At 35.1% G+C, this 16,749-nt stretch carries 18 protein-coding genes and 1 riboswitch; of the genes, 2 read left to right on the top strand and 16 right to left on the bottom strand.

Annotation, left to right across the window (positions count from 1 at the left end; translation table 11 throughout):
- Positions 1-84: 84 nt before the first annotated feature.
- The 11 genes from WAZ07_RS05345 to WAZ07_RS05295 form a co-directional block, all read right to left on the bottom strand.
- The gene (locus WAZ07_RS05345) at positions 85-615 is read right to left on the bottom strand and encodes a peptidoglycan recognition protein family protein (RefSeq protein WP_090915547.1); all 531 of its coding nucleotides are present in this window, start codon (positions 613-615) and stop codon (positions 85-87) included.
- A gap of 79 nt (positions 616-694) precedes the next feature.
- On the bottom strand, positions 695-928 hold the full coding sequence (locus WAZ07_RS05340) for a DUF3961 domain-containing protein (RefSeq protein WP_336471615.1): 234 nt from the start codon (positions 926-928) through the stop codon (positions 695-697).
- 151 nt (positions 929-1,079) lie between these two features.
- Entirely contained in the window at positions 1,080-1,295 is a 216-nt protein-coding gene (locus tag WAZ07_RS05335; protein WP_336471614.1) for a hypothetical protein, read from the bottom strand.
- Between the two features lie 474 nt (positions 1,296-1,769).
- Positions 1,770-3,053: an NAD-specific glutamate dehydrogenase gene (gudB, locus tag WAZ07_RS05330; protein WP_336471613.1), complete on the bottom strand. Its 1,284-nt coding sequence runs from the start codon at positions 3,051-3,053 to the stop codon at positions 1,770-1,772.
- Between the two features lie 248 nt (positions 3,054-3,301).
- Entirely contained in the window at positions 3,302-3,907 is a 606-nt protein-coding gene (locus WAZ07_RS05325; RefSeq protein WP_336471612.1) for a genetic competence negative regulator, read from the bottom strand.
- Positions 3,908-3,984: 77 nt separating this feature from the next.
- Entirely contained in the window at positions 3,985-4,884 is a 900-nt protein-coding gene (locus WAZ07_RS05320; RefSeq protein ID WP_336471611.1) for a MerR family transcriptional regulator, read from the bottom strand.
- A gap of 27 nt (positions 4,885-4,911) precedes the next feature.
- Positions 4,912-5,688, bottom strand: a complete 777-nt coding sequence (locus WAZ07_RS05315) for a metallophosphoesterase (protein WP_336471610.1) — start codon at positions 5,686-5,688, stop codon at positions 4,912-4,914.
- Positions 5,689-6,149: 461 nt separating this feature from the next.
- Positions 6,150-6,644 (bottom strand): LysM peptidoglycan-binding domain-containing protein, encoded by a 495-nt coding sequence (locus WAZ07_RS05310; RefSeq protein WP_336471609.1) that lies wholly within the window; start codon positions 6,642-6,644, stop codon positions 6,150-6,152.
- The gene (locus tag WAZ07_RS05305) at positions 6,616-7,230 is read right to left on the bottom strand and encodes a CPBP family intramembrane glutamic endopeptidase (protein ID WP_336471807.1); all 615 of its coding nucleotides are present in this window, start codon (positions 7,228-7,230) and stop codon (positions 6,616-6,618) included. The genes WAZ07_RS05310 and WAZ07_RS05305 overlap by 29 nt, the downstream gene beginning before the upstream one ends.
- Positions 7,230-8,756 (bottom strand): RecQ family ATP-dependent DNA helicase, encoded by a 1,527-nt coding sequence (locus WAZ07_RS05300; protein WP_336471608.1) that lies wholly within the window; start codon positions 8,754-8,756, stop codon positions 7,230-7,232. The genes WAZ07_RS05305 and WAZ07_RS05300 overlap by 1 nt, the downstream gene beginning before the upstream one ends.
- Positions 8,746-9,807: a YpbB family protein gene (locus tag WAZ07_RS05295; protein ID WP_090915529.1), complete on the bottom strand. Its 1,062-nt coding sequence runs from the start codon at positions 9,805-9,807 to the stop codon at positions 8,746-8,748. Before WAZ07_RS05295 ends, WAZ07_RS05300 begins: the two co-directional genes overlap by 11 nt.
- 226 nt (positions 9,808-10,033) lie before the next feature.
- Between WAZ07_RS05295 and WAZ07_RS05290 the strand changes: the two genes are divergently transcribed.
- The gene (locus tag WAZ07_RS05290; RefSeq protein WP_017152544.1) at positions 10,034-10,282 is read left to right on the top strand and encodes a ferredoxin; all 249 of its coding nucleotides are present in this window, start codon (positions 10,034-10,036) and stop codon (positions 10,280-10,282) included.
- A gap of 180 nt (positions 10,283-10,462) precedes the next feature.
- Here the strand turns inward: WAZ07_RS05290 and WAZ07_RS05285 are convergent, their stop codons facing one another.
- Positions 10,463-11,041: an ECF transporter S component gene (locus WAZ07_RS05285; RefSeq protein ID WP_090915527.1), complete on the bottom strand. Its 579-nt coding sequence runs from the start codon at positions 11,039-11,041 to the stop codon at positions 10,463-10,465.
- A gap of 164 nt (positions 11,042-11,205) precedes the next feature.
- Positions 11,206-11,342, bottom strand: a riboswitch (FMN riboswitch).
- 433 nt (positions 11,343-11,775) lie between these two features.
- Here WAZ07_RS05285 and WAZ07_RS05280 point away from each other — a divergent pair.
- Complete coding sequence (locus WAZ07_RS05280) at positions 11,776-12,462, top strand: hypothetical protein (protein WP_336471607.1); 687 nt, start codon at positions 11,776-11,778, stop codon at positions 12,460-12,462.
- A gap of 32 nt (positions 12,463-12,494) precedes the next feature.
- Here the strand turns inward: WAZ07_RS05280 and WAZ07_RS05275 are convergent, their stop codons facing one another.
- From WAZ07_RS05275 to resD, 4 genes are all read right to left on the bottom strand, one after another.
- Positions 12,495-13,109 carry a peptidoglycan DD-metalloendopeptidase family protein gene (locus WAZ07_RS05275; protein ID WP_090915523.1) on the bottom strand — a complete coding sequence of 205 codons (615 nt, stop codon included), beginning with the start codon at positions 13,107-13,109 and terminating at the stop codon, positions 12,495-12,497.
- An 85-nt stretch (positions 13,110-13,194) separates the two neighbouring features.
- Positions 13,195-13,776, bottom strand: coding sequence for a cob(I)yrinic acid a,c-diamide adenosyltransferase (locus WAZ07_RS05270; protein WP_336471606.1), 582 nt, complete (start codon positions 13,774-13,776; stop codon positions 13,195-13,197).
- 323 nt (positions 13,777-14,099) lie between these two features.
- Positions 14,100-15,836 carry an ATP-binding protein gene (locus tag WAZ07_RS05265; protein WP_336471806.1) on the bottom strand — a complete coding sequence of 579 codons (1,737 nt, stop codon included), beginning with the start codon at positions 15,834-15,836 and terminating at the stop codon, positions 14,100-14,102.
- Between the two features lie 32 nt (positions 15,837-15,868).
- Complete coding sequence (resD, locus tag WAZ07_RS05260) at positions 15,869-16,585, bottom strand: DNA-binding response regulator ResD (RefSeq protein WP_090915519.1); 717 nt, start codon at positions 16,583-16,585, stop codon at positions 15,869-15,871.
- Between the last annotated feature and the right edge of the window lie 164 nt (positions 16,586-16,749).

Here is a 16,749-nt window from a genome sequence, read left to right as displayed (position 1 = left end):
TCCAAATAAACAATTAAAAACAAGAAAAAACCTACTTTCAGCAGTAGGCACCTATCTTTATTGTATTCATTTTTCATATATTTGTCATCTATACGATACGTACATGCGATAGACGTCCGCTAAAAACTGTTTAAAAGGTATACCTTGATTATTTAATACGCGTTCTGGATCAATTTTACGAGCAGGATCAAGCTTTTTATGTGAAACAATATCCGACCTTGGATTCAACCCAAAATTATGACACAAATAGGCATGATACCAAGTAAAACGTGTATATGCATCCCAAAAATTCACATTCCCACCATAGCAAAGTTCAACGCCAATCGCTGCGCTATTAGCATTGTAACCATACATATCATTATCTGTTGGAACGTTGTACCGAACATGGTAGGCTACCTCATTGATTGGAATAATCTCGAGTATGGTTGTATCATCAATAAATGTATGAGCTGAAGCTTTCGGTTGCACTTCATTGAAATAGTCTCGATTTCCAATTGCATTACTACCTGGATTCCCTGTGTCATGACTGACAATAAAACGAACTTTTGAAAGTGGAAGGCCAGACCTTGAGCTTCCATGTTTAATGTAATTTCGCTGTATAGGAAACTTCGCCATTAACATCATCTCCGCTCTTATAGAATAATCTCTCTAATCTTATATGTATTCAGATGATGTGTCCCTATCGCAAACATTATTATAAAAACAGAAAATCCATCCTATTCGAAACAAACACCATAAACAATAGTACACTTACCGCCACCGTATAAAAGCCATAAAACCAAATCTCATCTTGTTTCGTTTCTAAACCAAAAAAACGACTCACTGTACGCAGGAAGGAAGAACCTTTCACGTTCTTCTTACATAAAACTCCAACTCGCTCCATTACATGTGCTGGCATCATAAAACGTTGTTCTGCAGTCGTTTTCATTAAAATCTCTCCTTTATAATTAGCGAATGCTTTCCATCAATGAATGCCGACTAAACTCCTCACCATGGAAATTTCACTTTATTTCTGTTTTTCTATCTAAGGAGAGTATAGCACAAACGTTCTACCAGAACAACTGTTCTTTTTTTACTTTTTATAAATTCATGTAACTCATAAGCAATACAACTAATGCACATACACCTGTAATGAGTGGACCAATAATACATATTCCAAACAACAGAGAAGCAAGTGCTTCTCCTAACAACCGAATAGGTGGTATTTTTCTCGGTTGTTTTTCCTCTAATTTCTTTTCTAAATTCATAATTCGTTGTTCTAATTCAATCACTCGTTTCATTAAATCTATTTGCATGTTTCTCCGCCTTTCCTTCAGCACTTTTCTGTATAAATCTGTTTTAATGTTCCGACATCTTTGTCTAGCTCTGCCTCCTAAGCCCTCATGTCTAAGAACCTTCCACACGAGAAGGTAAAAAACACCTTCTGTGTGAAAGAAGCTTATCCAACGGGCTTAAACAGTCGGCTCCGCTGTTCTTTATAAGTCGCTGCTATGCAGAATACATCACGACCTACACTTGCTTGCTCCCTTTGTTTTAAACCAAGCATGTGGCAGAAAAAGGCCCTGATCGCTACTATGCACGACCAGACGCTCTCGTCCTCACATAAAAAAGAAAGGGGTTTTATGTCAGTTTTGTAACTTATATACATTCCTTCAACTTACCATCAGTAAAAATACGAATGGAAACTCCACTTAATCTTTCAATCTAATTACGACAAAAAACCGCAACTTCCTTCAAGGAAATTGCGGTTTTCATAATCAATAATCGGTTTATACCCAGCCTCTGAAGCGACTTGCTTCTGCCATTTTACGAACCCCAACCATATAAGCTGCTAAACGCATATCCACTTTACGAACTTGCGATGTTTCGTAAATAGAATCAAACGAGCTTACCATTACTTTTTCTAAACGAGCTTCTACTTCTTCTTCTGTCCAATAGTAACCTTGGTTGTTTTGTACCCACTCAAAGTAAGAAACTGTTACGCCGCCAGCACTTGCTAATACGTCTGGAACAAGTAAAATGCCACGTTCTGTTAAAATTTTCGTTGCTTCTAATGTTGTAGGACCGTTTGCTGCCTCTACAACAATTTTCGCTTTAATATTTGCTGCATTTTCTTCTGTAATTTGATTTTCAATGGCAGCTGGCACTAAAATATCACAATCTAGTTCTAATAATTCTTTATTTGAAATCGTATTATTGAACAATTTTGTTACTGTTCCGAAGCTATCACGACGGTCTAATAAATAATCAATGTCTAAACCATTTGGATCATGAAGTGCACCGTAAGCATCCGAAATCGCAATTACCTTCGCTCCTGCATCGTGCATAAACTTAGCTAAGAAGCTACCTGCATTTCCAAATCCTTGTACAACAACACGCGCACCTTTAATATCAATATTACGCTTTTTCGCTGCTTCACGAATACAAATTGTTACACCTTTTGCAGTCGCTGTTTCACGACCATGAGATCCACCTAATACAAGAGGCTTCCCTGTAATAAATCCAGGTGAGTTAAATTCGTCAATGCGGCTATATTCATCCATCATCCATGCCATAATTTGTGAATTTGTAAATACGTCTGGAGCTGGAATATCTTTTGTCGGCCCTACGATTTGGCTAATTGCTCTTACATAGCCACGACTTAATCTTTCTAACTCACGGAAAGACATTTCACGTGGGTCACAAACGATACCACCTTTACCTCCACCGTATGGTAAATCAACAATACCACATTTTAAGCTCATCCAAATCGAAAGTGCTTTCACTTCATTTTCCGTTACATTTGGATGGAAGCGAATACCACCCTTTGTTGGGCCAACAGCATCATTATGCTGAGCACGATATCCTGTAAATATTTTAACAGTTCCATCATCCATACGAACTGGAATCTTTACTGTCATCATACGAATCGGTTCTTTAAGTAATTCATATACTTCGTTTGGATAACCCAATTTTTCTAAGGCTTCTTTAATAACAATTTGCGTCGAATTCAACAGTTCAAAATGTTGTTCTCTTTGTTGTGTTTGTGTTTGAGCTCCCTTTTCGGCTACCATAGTAAGTAAACCCCCTGTAATTTCACTTGTTTAGTAAACCTTCATTGCCTAGTATACACTCTTAAAATAGGAATGCAAGAGAAAACGCTAACAAATATATGCAAACCTTTTTTATTTTTGCAAACGTTTTCAATGTTATTATAGTCTTTTTGTTGTTTTTAGAAAAGCAAAATGATTAAAAAATTAACGTTTTTTATATAATATAATGTTTAAATGCTTTATATAAAGAAAAACCTCAACTATATCACTTAGCTGAGGTTTTCTTTTGTGATAAAGTAATTGTAGATTTGTTTAATTGCGTCATTTGCCATCAGTTCTTTTCCATATTCCATCATTCGATAAATTGTAATTGTGGAAGAGTTACCAAATTCCGCTAAAATAGCAATCATATCTTCTTTCAATAACGTAGTCGTTTCCTCTTCTAACCATAAATAAAAACGATCTTGCCATCCATAAAGCTTTCCACCTGTTATTCCTAGGCCATATAAACGACCAGCTAATGCAATTATATCGTCTAATGAAGTAAATTCGTATAATATATGCTCACTCTCGTCAAGAGTAACTTGCATTTCAATAAATTCATCTTGAAATTCTTCTTCCGTATCTAACTCTTGATTTTCTTTTGTAACAATAACAACCATACCTTGTGCTTGCAATGAAAACACTTCTACTGCAATTGGGCCATCAGCTTCAAAGCCGAGCTCTTTATTTGCTTCTTGCATCATATCTCGAAATAGTTGTTGTACTTTAGGAGCATTTTTCCATAAATCTTCCTTCGTAAGTCCACGTTCTGACAAATCATCGAACGTTAGAAAGATTTTTATTTTATTATAATTTAAACGTTCCAGCCTCATCCCGTAACCTCCTTACGCAACCGTTGTATCTAATTTTTATTATATGAAACAGAATATAGATGGTTCTTTCCGAACAACTATTCTGACATTTTTAACCATTCATCCCACTCTTCTCTCGTATCGCCAACAAACAAGTTATGAATCTCTTCTTTTTCTTCATTAGAAGCAAATCTAAAAGCAACACCAGAAAGTCCGATAGTAAGATTCTTATATTGCTCACGTAATCTCTTTGCAAGCTGAACACTTGCCATTATATTTTCCTGCATTGTGCAAGAAATAAACAAAATTTTAGGATTTACTCGTGTGATTATATCATAAATGCTGTCCTCTTCTATGCCTGTCCCAATATAGATTGTTGGATAACCTTTTCGTCGTAAATATGTTGTAAAAATAAATAATTCGAGTTCATGTAATTCTCCTGGAACACATATTGAAAGCACCTTTGATGTTCCTGTATTGGTGGGTATACTATAGTAAATCGCTCCCATACGTGATCGTAAAAGGGACATTGCATATTGTTCCTCTGCGCTTGTTATTTTTTCATTCAAGCGTTTCTCTCTTAACTTGACCAACAATTTTATGAATATATCTGCAATTACTTTATCTATAGAAAAAATACTAAACGCTTCATCCAATAATTCAAGAGCTTGTATTTCATCAAATTTTAACAAAGAATACAAGATATCGTCTACTAAAAGTTCTACTTTATTATATTCTTTTTCCAATAAATTGTGATTTCGTAATTGATTATTTTCTAATAAACTAACTGCTTGTCCAATGGTAAATCCTTGGTCCAGTTTGTTAATAAGCCATTTAAAGATTTGAACATGTTCTTCCGTATATAAACGATGTCCAGCATCATTACGTTTCGGTGTAATGATTTGATATCGTCTTTCCCAAGCTCGCAATGTTCCCGGATGTATACCGAGCATATTTGAAATTGCTTTAATATTATATTTACCTGTTGATCTTGGCATATATCTTCCCACCTTAAAAAAACAACGTCAATCTTTTCTTCGAAATGTAATCAAATGCGTTTGTGCAGGCGCACGAAAACGCAATGGTACAAATGTTGTTCCATAACCATTACTTACAAACAAAGTCGTATGTGGATATTCATAAATTCCACCTTTCAAAAAACGTGTAGCATGAAACAATCGAATTTGTCCACCATGCGTATGACCACTTAATATACAGGAGATGTGCTCGGTTCCATTTAATTTATATAAAATATCAGGATTATGGCTCACAAGGATGCGAAAACCCTCTTCTTTACAATCTGCTAATGCTAAATCTAATCGATCACGCTTCAAACCTACATCGTCAACACCTAGTAACCATATTTTTTCTCCAAGCTCCGATTCAAATAAAGTCGCCGTATTATCCAAAATTTTCACACCATTTTGAAGAAGTAACGCGTCTAATTCGTGAAAATCAATTTCATAATCATTATTTCCCCAAACAAAATATACTTGCCCAATTTCATTTAACCGTTTAATATTATCAGCTACTCGTGATAGAGGTACTCCTTGTTCCGCTAGATCCCCACCTATAATAACAAGATCTACTTTACCTTTCACTTGCTGTATTAAAGATCGAGAGACCGTTCTTCTGTGAATATCTGAAATAAAAAAAATTCGAACTTCTCCAAAACTAATTGGAAAATTCGCAAATGATATGGTGTGCTCTAACAATGTATCATGCATCGCTTCTCTATACATCATAATAAAACAAACAATTACAATACATAAAATAAAACAGCCTAAAACTCCCCATGACATACACTTTTCCCAACTTTCTTCTTAACAGAATCTATCTATATATACAAGTTAAAAAAACGACATAAAAACCCCTTTCTTTTTAGGAGAGGACAAGAGCATCTGGCCGTGCATAGAAGCGGTCAGGGCCCTTTCCTGCCACATACGAGGTTTAAAGGGAGCAAGCAAGTACAGGTCATGTTGTATTCTGCATAGCAGCAACTTATATGTCGAAAAATTAAAATGAATTTATATAATCACATCATAACACATCTTGAAGAAAAACCTTCTACAATCAGTAGAAGGTTTTTCTTCATCAAGTTATTTGCGTGCAGTAAGACCTACATCAAATTTATAAAGAGAGAGGAATTACTCTCTGTAAAAATAAGATTAATGTGAGCCAGCAGTTATTCCACAAATTCCTCACAATCTTAAGATAGGGGGCTTACCGTCAGCGAATTGCAGAATAAAAATTTCTCTTTACTTTATTTTTTCGTTTCTGATCCTGTCTTCTTCGGAATTTTCAATACCTGTCCTGGTTCTAATACTTCTGCTACCTCATTATATTTCTTTATAATCGCTATTCCATCTTCGTCCGGAAAATAATTCTTTGCAATCTCTCCCAAAGTTTCTCCTTCTTTCACTGTATGAAACTGAAATGTCTTTGATGAGGATGATTTTGGTTCATGATTTGTTTTCTTTTTTGAATTAAAAAAAATAACTTCAAATGCACTTTGTTCAGAATCGGCAGCAGATTTCTTGTTTTTTTCCACAATGTAATGCTCAGTATACCATAAAACCCCAACAGGAAGAAGGATAAATAATACGGTTAAAATTCGAACAAAAAAGTGCTTTATTTTAAATTTTGATTTTTTCTTTTGTTTGTCTTTATGAACTTCACTACGTGGCGGTAAACCCTCTTCTGTTTGCGTTGACTCTTCCATATTCTCTTCAAACTCTGTTGTCTGCCTCGTCGTCATCTCGGTCACCACCATCTTTCATTTGATTTCTTAATTGTAATCCCATTATGAAATCGACTAAAAAATGCGCAAAAATTGTAATTAATAAATTCCCTGTATATTGAAACACATAACCAAATACAATACTAATTAGCAATACAAAACAAAATAAAAACGGCTTAGTAATATAGCGAATATGTAAAATCGCAAATACCACACTCGCAAAAATTAGACCAAAATACGTTTGTATCACACCACGAAATAGAAATTCTTCTGCTGTTCCTATTAAAACAGTAACAACCAACACATGAATAACAGACATGCCTTGAAACATACGATTATTTATCCCACCATCATCAAACCATGATTCAGGAAAGAGATGCATCGCAATATAATCCAATAGAACAATCATACAAGCTACTCCGCCACCTATAAAAAAAATAGATGAAAAATCCCAGTTCCACAAAGATAGAAATGTATCCATGCTTGGAAAGAATATATACGCTAATAGTATTCCCATACATATAACGATTACTTGTGTAATATATAAATTCAATCGGATTTCTTTTGGGTTCATGTCTTCAATACTTTTCTTGCGTATATCCATCATTCCTTCCCTCTAAATCCGAAGAGCAATTGTAACTCTGTTTCCCAATTATAGTCGAAAACAGATTGTCTCGCTTTCTTTTTTTTATAATCTTCCATATGAATCCCACAATAAGTACAACAATTTTCCGGTTGCATTTCCTTTGTATATCCAAATTCAGAAAGAATTGCTTCTCTTTTACAATCTGTTCGCCATATCCATTCTTTCATCGTTTCTAGTTGACCGTATTTATTACAAAGCCGCGTTCTTACTTCTGTAATTAATTTCTGCTCCGCTTCATCTGACAAGGATTCAATTATCAATTTCCTACGTTGTATGATTTTCATCTTTTCGAAATGATATCGAATAAATCTCCAGTATTGTTCATTCAATCCCGCTGCATTATAGCAAATTTCTTCTACATCTTCTAACGATAACACTTTGTTTTGTAACGTTGTTTCCCGTAATAAGGAAAATAAAAAACGAATTTGTTGTTCATTTGGTAATTCTTCTTCAATAATGGAGAGCGGCAAATCATGATCAAGCGGGCTACATAACAAAATAGCAATGCTTGGCTCTCCATCACGGCCCGCTCGTCCAATCTCTTGTAAATAAGATTCTATATTTATTGGATAATGAAAATGAATAATATAGCGTGTATTTTGCTTATTTACTCCCATACCAAATGCACTTGTACACACAACAAGTTGAAGTTGATCGTTCATAAATTGTTGCTGAATTAACATCCGCTCTTCATGTTCCATTCCCCCGTGATAATGTGCAACATCGTCAATACCTTCATCCCTTAAATACGCTGCAAGACGTTCAGTCCAAGCCCTGCTTGAACAATAAATGATCCCAGGACCTTGTAAATATTTCACATGAGATAATAATACTTCTTTTTTCTCTTGAATAGTTTGAACAAACTTGATTTTCATAGCAATATTAGGACGATCAATCGAATGTAAATGCTGCTTCACATCTTTCAAATGTAAGCTTTCAATAATATCTTGTAATACTTCTTTCGTAGCAGTAGCTGTTAAAGCAAGAACCGGTGGGTAACCCATCGATGCGATAACTTGATCTAGCTTTTTATAATCTGTTCGAAAATCATATCCCCATTGAGAAATACAATGTGCTTCGTCCACAACAAATAAAGAAATATGAATTTTTCGTAATTCTTTTAACAACATATCTGATTGCAACATTTCGGGAGATACAAATACAAATTTATAGGAATGCAACCGCCGCATAGCTTCTTTTTTTTCTATCATTGTCCGAAAGCTATTAAGAGCAATAACTTGATTTTTTACTATATATTTTAATTGTGTAACTTGATCTTCCATTAATGACAATAACGGTGAAACAATCAGTACCGTTCCATCTTGTACAAGACCTGGTAGCTGATAACAAAGCGATTTCCCGCCACCGGTTGGCAGCATCGCTACAACAGAATTTCCCTTTAATAAATCTTCAATAACTTCCTTTTGCCCTGATCGAAATGTTCGGTATCCAAACCACTGATATAAACTATTTTCAAGCTTCATGTAATCCCCCTACTCGCGCTAATACAAGACGAATCTCAAAATAGGAAACATGCTCTCCAGCAGCTTGTTTTAATATTCGCAGCTTCCGCGTTTGTAACTTCTCAATCATGTTCTGTATTTGCTTCATTTTTTCTTTTTCTATAAATTGCTCTACTTCAAATTCTTTCTCACGTAATGCAATTTCTACAATATGATCCTCAATTGTTGCAACCTTTAGTTTCCTGATTCTCGCAATTTCTTCCATAGTTCTTCCTTGTTTCCATAATTGATACGTTTTTTGTGTGGATATACTAAATAAATCTGCTTTTTCATTCGGATACGCAATGATTTGTGTTAACAACGGAAACTGTTGCTTATGATGTTGCACATGTTGAATGATGAAATGAATTGTTCCCCAAAATAAAAGATATACGCGAAACGCATCTTGTTTCATCATATCTCCAAGCTGATCTGTTGTATAACCAATACGATGATATCCCGTTAGACGGTACACAAAAATAGTTGCTTCTATAGAAGTCACATTCATTAATATGAAATTTATTTCTTTATATAACTGCTTTGCTAAATGTCCTCTTGAAACAGAAGAGCTCATAATAAATCGTTTTACCCATATCGTAATTTCTGTATCTTGTTGAATCGGAAGAAATTTCACACATTGCTGCTGCAAATTAGATACAGTTTGTATAATTAAAGATAATCTTTTCCAAAAACTCTCTCCAAGTTCGCCGTATTGCAGGCCATGTAAATGTTTCGGAAAATAAAATATTTTCTCCCATTCATTTATTTGTTTCTCTCCCGCTTCAGTTAAAATGTAAGTATTTTCATGCACACACGTAATAAGTTGTGCGTTTAATAATGTTTCAATCTGTTTATCATAATTATGACGTCTTAAAGATTTATATACACCAAATAAAAAGGAAAGGTGAAACATATTCCCATCTTGTAATGTTTGTGAAGAACGCTTTCCTTTTAAAAGGTAATAAATAGAAGAAACTGTTCGTTCACCTTCTAATTGTTTTAAACAGTATAGTACGGTATATTGTAGCTGCAATGCCGCTTCCACCCTTTCAGTCTACTTCTACTTCCATTGTAACAAAATGCATCTTATTTAGATATTTTAAAAACATCATGGATAACTAAAGAAATTAGTTGACAGATCTAATTGATAAGCATTATCATTATAATTTTATATTGAAAAGTTCCAAAAACCGTTTTACAATAAGATTAGAATTTTTATCAGTGTTTTTTATACATATTCTCTAGGAGGTAATATAAAGATGGCAAAATATACAATCGTTGACAAAGATACTTGTATTGCATGTGGAGCTTGCGGAGCAGCTGCACCAGATATTTATGATTACGATGATGAAGGTATTGCATTCGTAACGTTAGATGATAACCAAGGTATCGTTGAAATTCCAGATGTATTAATCGATGATATGATGGATGCATTTGAAGGTTGCCCAACTGATTCTATTAAGGTAGCAGATGAAGCATTTGACGGCGATGCATTAAAATTCGAATAGTCTCCATCGTTGACTTCAAAAAATACCCCTCATTATTTGAGGGGTATTTTTTATTTTATAAAAATGAATTTCCATCATTGTTATTTCCCTTCCAAATGAATGGAAACCTCTCGGCAATCAGACTTTTACAGGATAAAAAAGCATCAGCAGAAAAATTTCCACTGATGCAAAATCTTCTATTTATGCATTTTGCATTTTCGCAAACACCCATACTTTTAATCGAGAAAATAAAGGAACAAAAACAATTGTTACTATAATTCCTTTAATTAAATTAAAAGGTAAAATTGCCGCCACAATTGTTTGACGCATTGCACCGCTAGACATAGCAGGTTGACCTAAGAACCAAGTGTAAGCTGGTAAAATGATAAAATAATTTAGCACACTCATAATAAGAGTCATACAAATTACTCCTAACATCAATCCAGTTGTTAAACTTTTAACTGTGCGATGTTTACGAAACAAAATAGATGCCGGAAGAATAAAGAGACATCCAGCAATAAAATTCGCCATTTCCCCTACCGGCACTCCCGTCAAACTTCCTTGGATGCCATAATACAGAACGTTTTTTATCGCCTCTACAATTACCCCTGAAAGCGGCCCAAAAATAATAGCTACAATTAATGCTGGGACATCACTAAAATCAATTTTCAAAAACGGCGGTAATCCTGGAAATGGAAAATCCAGCATCATTAGTAAATACGCAATGCTACCTAGCATCGCAACGCTCATCATTTTTACTACACTCTTCTGTTGTTTCATATTTCTCTCTCCTTTTCCATCGATCATCTCATGGAAAGTGGAAAGGTTCTGCTATGCCCTAATATTTTAGCATGAAAAAACCCTTTGCATCTGAAACGCAAAGGGAGAAATTTTAGGCACATCAAATAGACGTTCAAATACTTATCTTTTTTGAACGCTTGAACCTCCATCTTCTCCCATCCAGACTGTACTGTCGGCTTTGGAATCGCACCAAATCCTGCCTTAACGGCTCGCGGGCTTAGAACAAATACATGTGTTCATCACCGCCGGTCGGGATTTTCACCCTGCCCCGAAGATAGACCGATATTCTATTTTCCCCATCATTATACAACAACTTTAAAACAATGTGAATGAAAATGCTTCTTTTTCATTCACATTGTGCAGCACTTTCCCTTGCATGTGGCAGAAAAAGGCCCTGATCGCTTCTATGTATGGTCAAATACTCTATCCTATCTAAAAGTACAAGGTTTTTTAATTTTTATTTATCCCGCTATTTGCGGGCAGTAAGACCCCCACTGACGGAAGTTTCACTTTATATAATTCTTATTAAACTTTATATAGTCAAACATTCTTAACTGCATGACATTCTAACAACCAGTAAATAATATGACAAAAAAGAACATTTTTTCGTGTTTGTTCCTTTTTGTTTACAATTCTCTAGCCATTCGTACACGAAAGTGATAAGATATGATATTGTTAAGAAAACCGCATTTTCTTACAGTGGAGGAAATGTCATGAGTAAAGAAAAAAAACAGCCTATTCAAGAAGTTATGAAAAAAAATCTTCGCAAAGAATACTTTTATTTAAAAAAGGAATTACTGTTCTATTGTCCTGTTGACTTAGGAAAATTCTCAAGAGATACATATTATGCTGCCTTTGATGAACATGGAATTAGCATATACCAATATGATAAAGATTCAGACAGTAAACTAAAGCTCTGCGAACGACACCCATGGAAAAGCTGGAGAAAAGTCAAAATCGATCATTATTTAACAAAAACCCAGTTCGTCTTTCAAGGAAAACGGAATTGGATTCTTTCTCTGTTTCACCAGGGAAAGAAGGCAGAAAAAATCATTGAAACTTACACATCTTTAGAAATAGAAATCGTTTCTAGACCATTTTTCAAAAAACTGCCCGGTTATCGCTCTAATACAACATTAAATATGTATATTGGAACAATTTTCTATACTGCACTCATTGCGTTTGTATTAAAAGTTATCGTTCCATTTCAAGTCATCCAAGTCGCTTTGTATTCACTGTCCCTCGGATGTATGTTGCTCGGTCTACTTTGTTTTGTTATCGGCCTTATTGAACCTACTATTGTCCTTTTTAAAACAGAAGAAAAAACAAGAGAAAAAGTATTTTATTATTATAGCTATTTAGCAATTGCTGGATTTATTTGTCTCTTTATTTTTTGGTAACAACAAAAGAGCTAGGCTTCCTAGCTCTTTTTTCAATTAATATGTAATTTTTGCGACGGATAAATGATATCTTTTTGCAGTTGATTTTTTACTCTCAATTCTCCAACAGTTGTGCCAAACTTCCTAGCAATACTCACTAATGTATCCCCCTTTTGTACAACATATACAGAAGCAGATACTACTGTATTTTGTTTTTCTCCAAGAATTTGCAGCGGATTAACCGCATGTGTTTTCGCTATCGTCCAAGACCCTTTATGAATTTCTAAATGTAAATGCGCACCATTAGATTGTCCAGTATTCCCTACTTGTCCAATTATTTGCCCTTGCAAAATCTCTTCTCCCTCTCTTACAAGTCGTTTATTCATATGTGCATATACAGCTTCATAATCTCTATGTTTAATAAATACAACATGACCATAACTATCAGAAAAATAAGATCTTGTTACAATGCCATCTTGCATAGCTGCAATTGAAGTACCTATTGGTGCAGCAATATCAATGCCAAAATGCTTTCCATTTCTCGTTCCAAAATAATCGCTAATTCGTCCCTCTACCGGCCACGTCCACTGTTTTTCCTCAGCAACTCCTTCTGTTTGTCCTATAAAAAAGATACAAAAGAAAAACAATATCACCTTTAAAGCTTTCATTGTAAATCCTCCGTTTTCTAAATAACCATCACACTTTCTCTATTGTGGTTAATTATAGAAAAAAGTATACAAAAAAAGAAAGAGTCTATTTCTCTTTCTTTTCTTGCTCATCCCGAAATACAATTGCGCTTCTTTCATATTCTACATCTTTTACATTCAAACGATTATTCACAACTCTTGCAACTGCAAATAAATAATCCGATAACCGATTTACATATTGCAAAACATGTTCATTTATCTCATCTTGTTTCTTTAAAGAAACGATACACCGTTCTGCTCTTCTTGTAACAGTACGAGCGATATGAATAATCGCTGCTCCTTCACTTCCACCTGGTAAAATAAAGCGCTCCAGTGGCGGTGCTTCTTTCATATATACATCAATCCTTTTCTCTAGAAAAGTAATGATATCCTCTGTTACTTTATACGGATTTTTTTTCTTCACAATCGCTAAATCCCCGCCACAATCAAACAACTCATGCTGAATCTTTTCAAGTTCCAGGTAAATATCTTGAAACAATTTATCTTGCAGTAGTGTCATTGCATGCCCAATAAACGAATTCGCCTCATCAAGTGTTCCGTATGCTTCCACACGCAAATCATCTTTATCTACGCGTCCTCCAATAAGACTTGTTCGGCCTTTATCTCCTGTTTTTGTATAGAGCTTCATACTTTTCTCCCTTCTCTTATATACTCTTTTACTATATGAATCCATTTTGATTTTCCAACATATAGATTGCTGCTATTCAGAAAAAAGGAGCTTCCACTCGCTTTCTCCCTTTGTTTAAACTTCGCGTGTGGCAGGAAAAGGCCCTGACCGCTTCTCTCGCCCACCTAAAAAAAGATGGTTTTATGTCGTTTTTTAATTTGGATTTATATAGACTACAGATACTTATCCATAAAAATTTAATTGGTACTCATTAGAGAATTCAGCCCCTACTACTCATTGTTTCACGCTATAAAAAAAGCTTATCAAAAAAGATAAGCTTTTCATCATACTTCTGACGGCAAATATACAGAGAATGTTGTACCCTCACCTACTACACTCGACACTGTTAATTTACCCTCATGCCCTCGCACAATGTTTTTGGCAATCGCAAGCCCTAAGCCTGTACCACCTGTTTTCCCGCGTGTACGAGCTTTATCTGCTTTATAAAAACGCTCAAATAAGAACGGAATGTCCTCCTCTGGAATACCAACCCCAGAATCTGCAACTTCAAATACAATTCCGTTATTTTTCTCATCAATAATAAGCGATACTTTACCGCCGGTATTTGTATGTCTCAACGCATTATCAATTAAATTTGTTAACACTTGTTCCATTCGATCAGGATCAAAAGAATGCTGCTTTATGGAAGTTCGAAAATCAACTAACAATTGTACTTCTTTTTCCTTTGCTATCCCTTGGAATTTCCGGGCAATCTTTTCAACAAACGGAACGACATCTACCTCTGATATATGTAATTCTACATGACCGCTCTCCATTCGAGCTAAATCTAATAATTCATTCACAAGACGCCCTAATCGTACAGATTCATCATAAATGATTTGCACAAATTCATGTACTTCTTCTTTCGTTTGAACAATATCATCTAAAATTGCTTCGCTGTATCCTTGAAGCATAACCATCGGTGTACGTAATTCATGCGATACGTTTGCAATAAAATCTTTCCGCATTTTCTCAAGACGACGTTCTTCCGTCATATCACGAAGAACTGCAACAGCCCCTCGAATCTTTGTCTGATTGTATAGCGGTGTCATCAATACAACATAATTACCTTTTTCTAAATTAATTTCCACAACTTGTTGCTGTTCACTTTCTACAACTAAATGGAACAGTTCAACAAGCTCAGATGGCAAACTTGCACTTAACTCTATCTCTTTTTCTTCATGCCATACTTGTAAGAAACGCTCTGCTGGCGGATTAATTACAACAACTTCTCCTTCTTGGTTTAACGTAATAACACCATCGGCCATACTACTTAAAATGCTAAAAAGCTGTTCTTTTTCTTGCTGCAGGGCATTAATATTAAACTTCAATTGTTTCCCCATTTGATTTAAAGCTGTTGCCAATTCACCTATTTCATCTTGTGAAACCGCTGGTACCTTTGCATCAAATTTCCCGCGCGCTACTTCAAAAGCTACTTCACGCATTTTACGAAGTGGTGCTGTAATCCGGGTTGATAAGAAAAACGCAAAGAATGTTGTTAAAATAATTGCAATCCCCGCAGATAAAAAGATAAAATCTGTCGATTTTTCTATTCCCTGTTTTGGGACCTGTAACGATTGATATACAAAAACTGCACCATCTTTTGATGACTTTAACGGAACACCGACAACCATAATATCATTTTCATGATTTTTCTTGTTTTTTTCATCTGGGACGCTTTTTATTTTTTGTACCTTTTTACGTTCTGTAAATACCGCTTGTAACTCTTTGTCATTTTTTAAATCATCTAGTGTTAATGTTACCAATCCTCGTTGAGTCGGAGAAGCAGATACTTTATCACCCTCTTTAACAACAATAATTCGCGAAAGAGGATCAACGAATTTATATGCGATATGTTCTATCGTCTTCTCATCTGCTCCCTCTTCTATTAATTCAGAAACGCTCGTTGCAACATTCGTCAGCCTCGTTTCTCCCATCGTCACATAATAATTGTCGAAAAACTGAGAAAGTAAAATAGCAACAAAGCCTAGGACGAAGGAAACGAGGAGTAAAATTGTCATCCATAATTTCCCAACAACACTTTTCCAAAGCATCAATCGTTCACAACCTCAAACTTGTAACCAACACCCCATACTGTTACAATCATTTTCGCTGCATTTGCTGATTTTTTACTTAATTTCTCACGCAAACGCTTTACGTGCGTATCAACCGTACGTAAATCACCGAAAAATTCATACTGCCATACTTCTTTTAATAATTGTTCTCGGTCAAACACTTTATCAGGTGCCTTCGCTAAAAATAGTAATAATTCATATTCTTTTGGTGTTAAATTCACTTCTTCTCCATCTGCTGTAACACGATGTGCATCATTATCAATTGTTAAGTGCGGGAATACAGTAACATCTTTTGTTGTTGTATCTTGTGTAAAGAATGTTGTTGTAACTGAACGACGTAACACAGCTTTTACACGCAACACAACTTCACGCGGACTAAACGGTTTTACGATATAATCATCTGTGCCAACTTCAAATCCTTGCACTCGATTTATTTCTTCTCCTTTTGCCGTTAGCATAATAATTGGCGTTGCCTTTTTCTCACGAATACCTTTACAAACTTCAATACCATCTTTTCCAGGCATCATAATATCTAAAAGGATAAGATCATAGTCAGTTTGCAATGCTTTTTCTAAAGCCGTTTCTCCGTTGTCAGCTTCATCAATGATGTACTGCTCTCTCTCTAAATACATTTTTAACAAACGACGGATACGATCTTCGTCATCTACAATTAAAATCTTTAGTTCATTTTCCATGGCTATCCGCTGTACACATACATGTCACAGCGGTTCACACCTACCTTTCTTCAATAAAGTGAAACTTCCCTTATCAGAATTAGTTAAATCAATAGGACACATGCTAGTAGTAATTTCTCATTAGAGTGAAATAACTTTTCACAGACAAACCTCGTCACGATTAG

This window comes from Bacillus bruguierae, assembly GCF_037104725.1.
GTDB lineage: Bacteria > Bacillota > Bacilli > Bacillales > Bacillaceae_G > Bacillus_A > Bacillus_A bruguierae.
The sequence above is the reverse complement of the archived record's forward strand: the minus strand, read 5'-3'. Positions and strand labels throughout refer to the sequence as shown.

What these genes read in the sequence shown, in the direction of transcription:
- WAZ07_RS05325 (WP_336471612.1), bottom strand. Translation starts at nt 3,907, where the DNA reads ATGAGGCTGGAACGTTTAAATTATAATAAAATAAAAATCTTTCTAACG.
- resD (WP_090915519.1), bottom strand. Translation starts at nt 16,585, where the DNA reads ATGGAAAATGAACTAAAGATTTTAATTGTAGATGACGAAGATCGTATC.
- WAZ07_RS05290 (WP_017152544.1), top strand. Translation starts at nt 10,034, where the DNA reads ATGGCAAAATATACAATCGTTGACAAAGATACTTGTATTGCATGTGGA.
- WAZ07_RS05280 (WP_336471607.1), top strand. Translation starts at nt 11,776, where the DNA reads ATGAGTAAAGAAAAAAAACAGCCTATTCAAGAAGTTATGAAAAAAAAT.
- WAZ07_RS05345 (WP_090915547.1), bottom strand. Translation starts at nt 615, where the DNA reads ATGGCGAAGTTTCCTATACAGCGAAATTACATTAAACATGGAAGCTCA.
- WAZ07_RS05285 (WP_090915527.1), bottom strand. Translation starts at nt 11,041, where the DNA reads ATGAAACAACAGAAGAGTGTAGTAAAAATGATGAGCGTTGCGATGCTA.
- WAZ07_RS05300 (WP_336471608.1), bottom strand. Translation starts at nt 8,756, where the DNA reads ATGAAGCTTGAAAATAGTTTATATCAGTGGTTTGGATACCGAACATTT.
- WAZ07_RS05340 (WP_336471615.1), bottom strand. Translation starts at nt 928, where the DNA reads ATGAAAACGACTGCAGAACAACGTTTTATGATGCCAGCACATGTAATG.
- WAZ07_RS05310 (WP_336471609.1), bottom strand. Translation starts at nt 6,644, where the DNA reads ATGACGACGAGGCAGACAACAGAGTTTGAAGAGAATATGGAAGAGTCA.
- WAZ07_RS05275 (WP_090915523.1), bottom strand. Translation starts at nt 13,109, where the DNA reads ATGAAAGCTTTAAAGGTGATATTGTTTTTCTTTTGTATCTTTTTTATA.
- WAZ07_RS05320 (WP_336471611.1), bottom strand. Translation starts at nt 4,884, where the DNA reads ATGCCAAGATCAACAGGTAAATATAATATTAAAGCAATTTCAAATATG.
- WAZ07_RS05270 (WP_336471606.1), bottom strand. Translation starts at nt 13,776, where the DNA reads ATGAAGCTCTATACAAAAACAGGAGATAAAGGCCGAACAAGTCTTATT.
- WAZ07_RS05265 (WP_336471806.1), bottom strand. Translation starts at nt 15,836, where the DNA reads ATGACAATTTTACTCCTCGTTTCCTTCGTCCTAGGCTTTGTTGCTATT.
- WAZ07_RS05305 (WP_336471807.1), bottom strand. Translation starts at nt 7,230, where the DNA reads ATGGATATACGCAAGAAAAGTATTGAAGACATGAACCCAAAAGAAATC.
- WAZ07_RS05335 (WP_336471614.1), bottom strand. Translation starts at nt 1,295, where the DNA reads ATGCAAATAGATTTAATGAAACGAGTGATTGAATTAGAACAACGAATT.
- gudB (WP_336471613.1), bottom strand. Translation starts at nt 3,053, where the DNA reads ATGGTAGCCGAAAAGGGAGCTCAAACACAAACACAACAAAGAGAACAA.
- WAZ07_RS05315 (WP_336471610.1), bottom strand. Translation starts at nt 5,688, where the DNA reads ATGTCATGGGGAGTTTTAGGCTGTTTTATTTTATGTATTGTAATTGTT.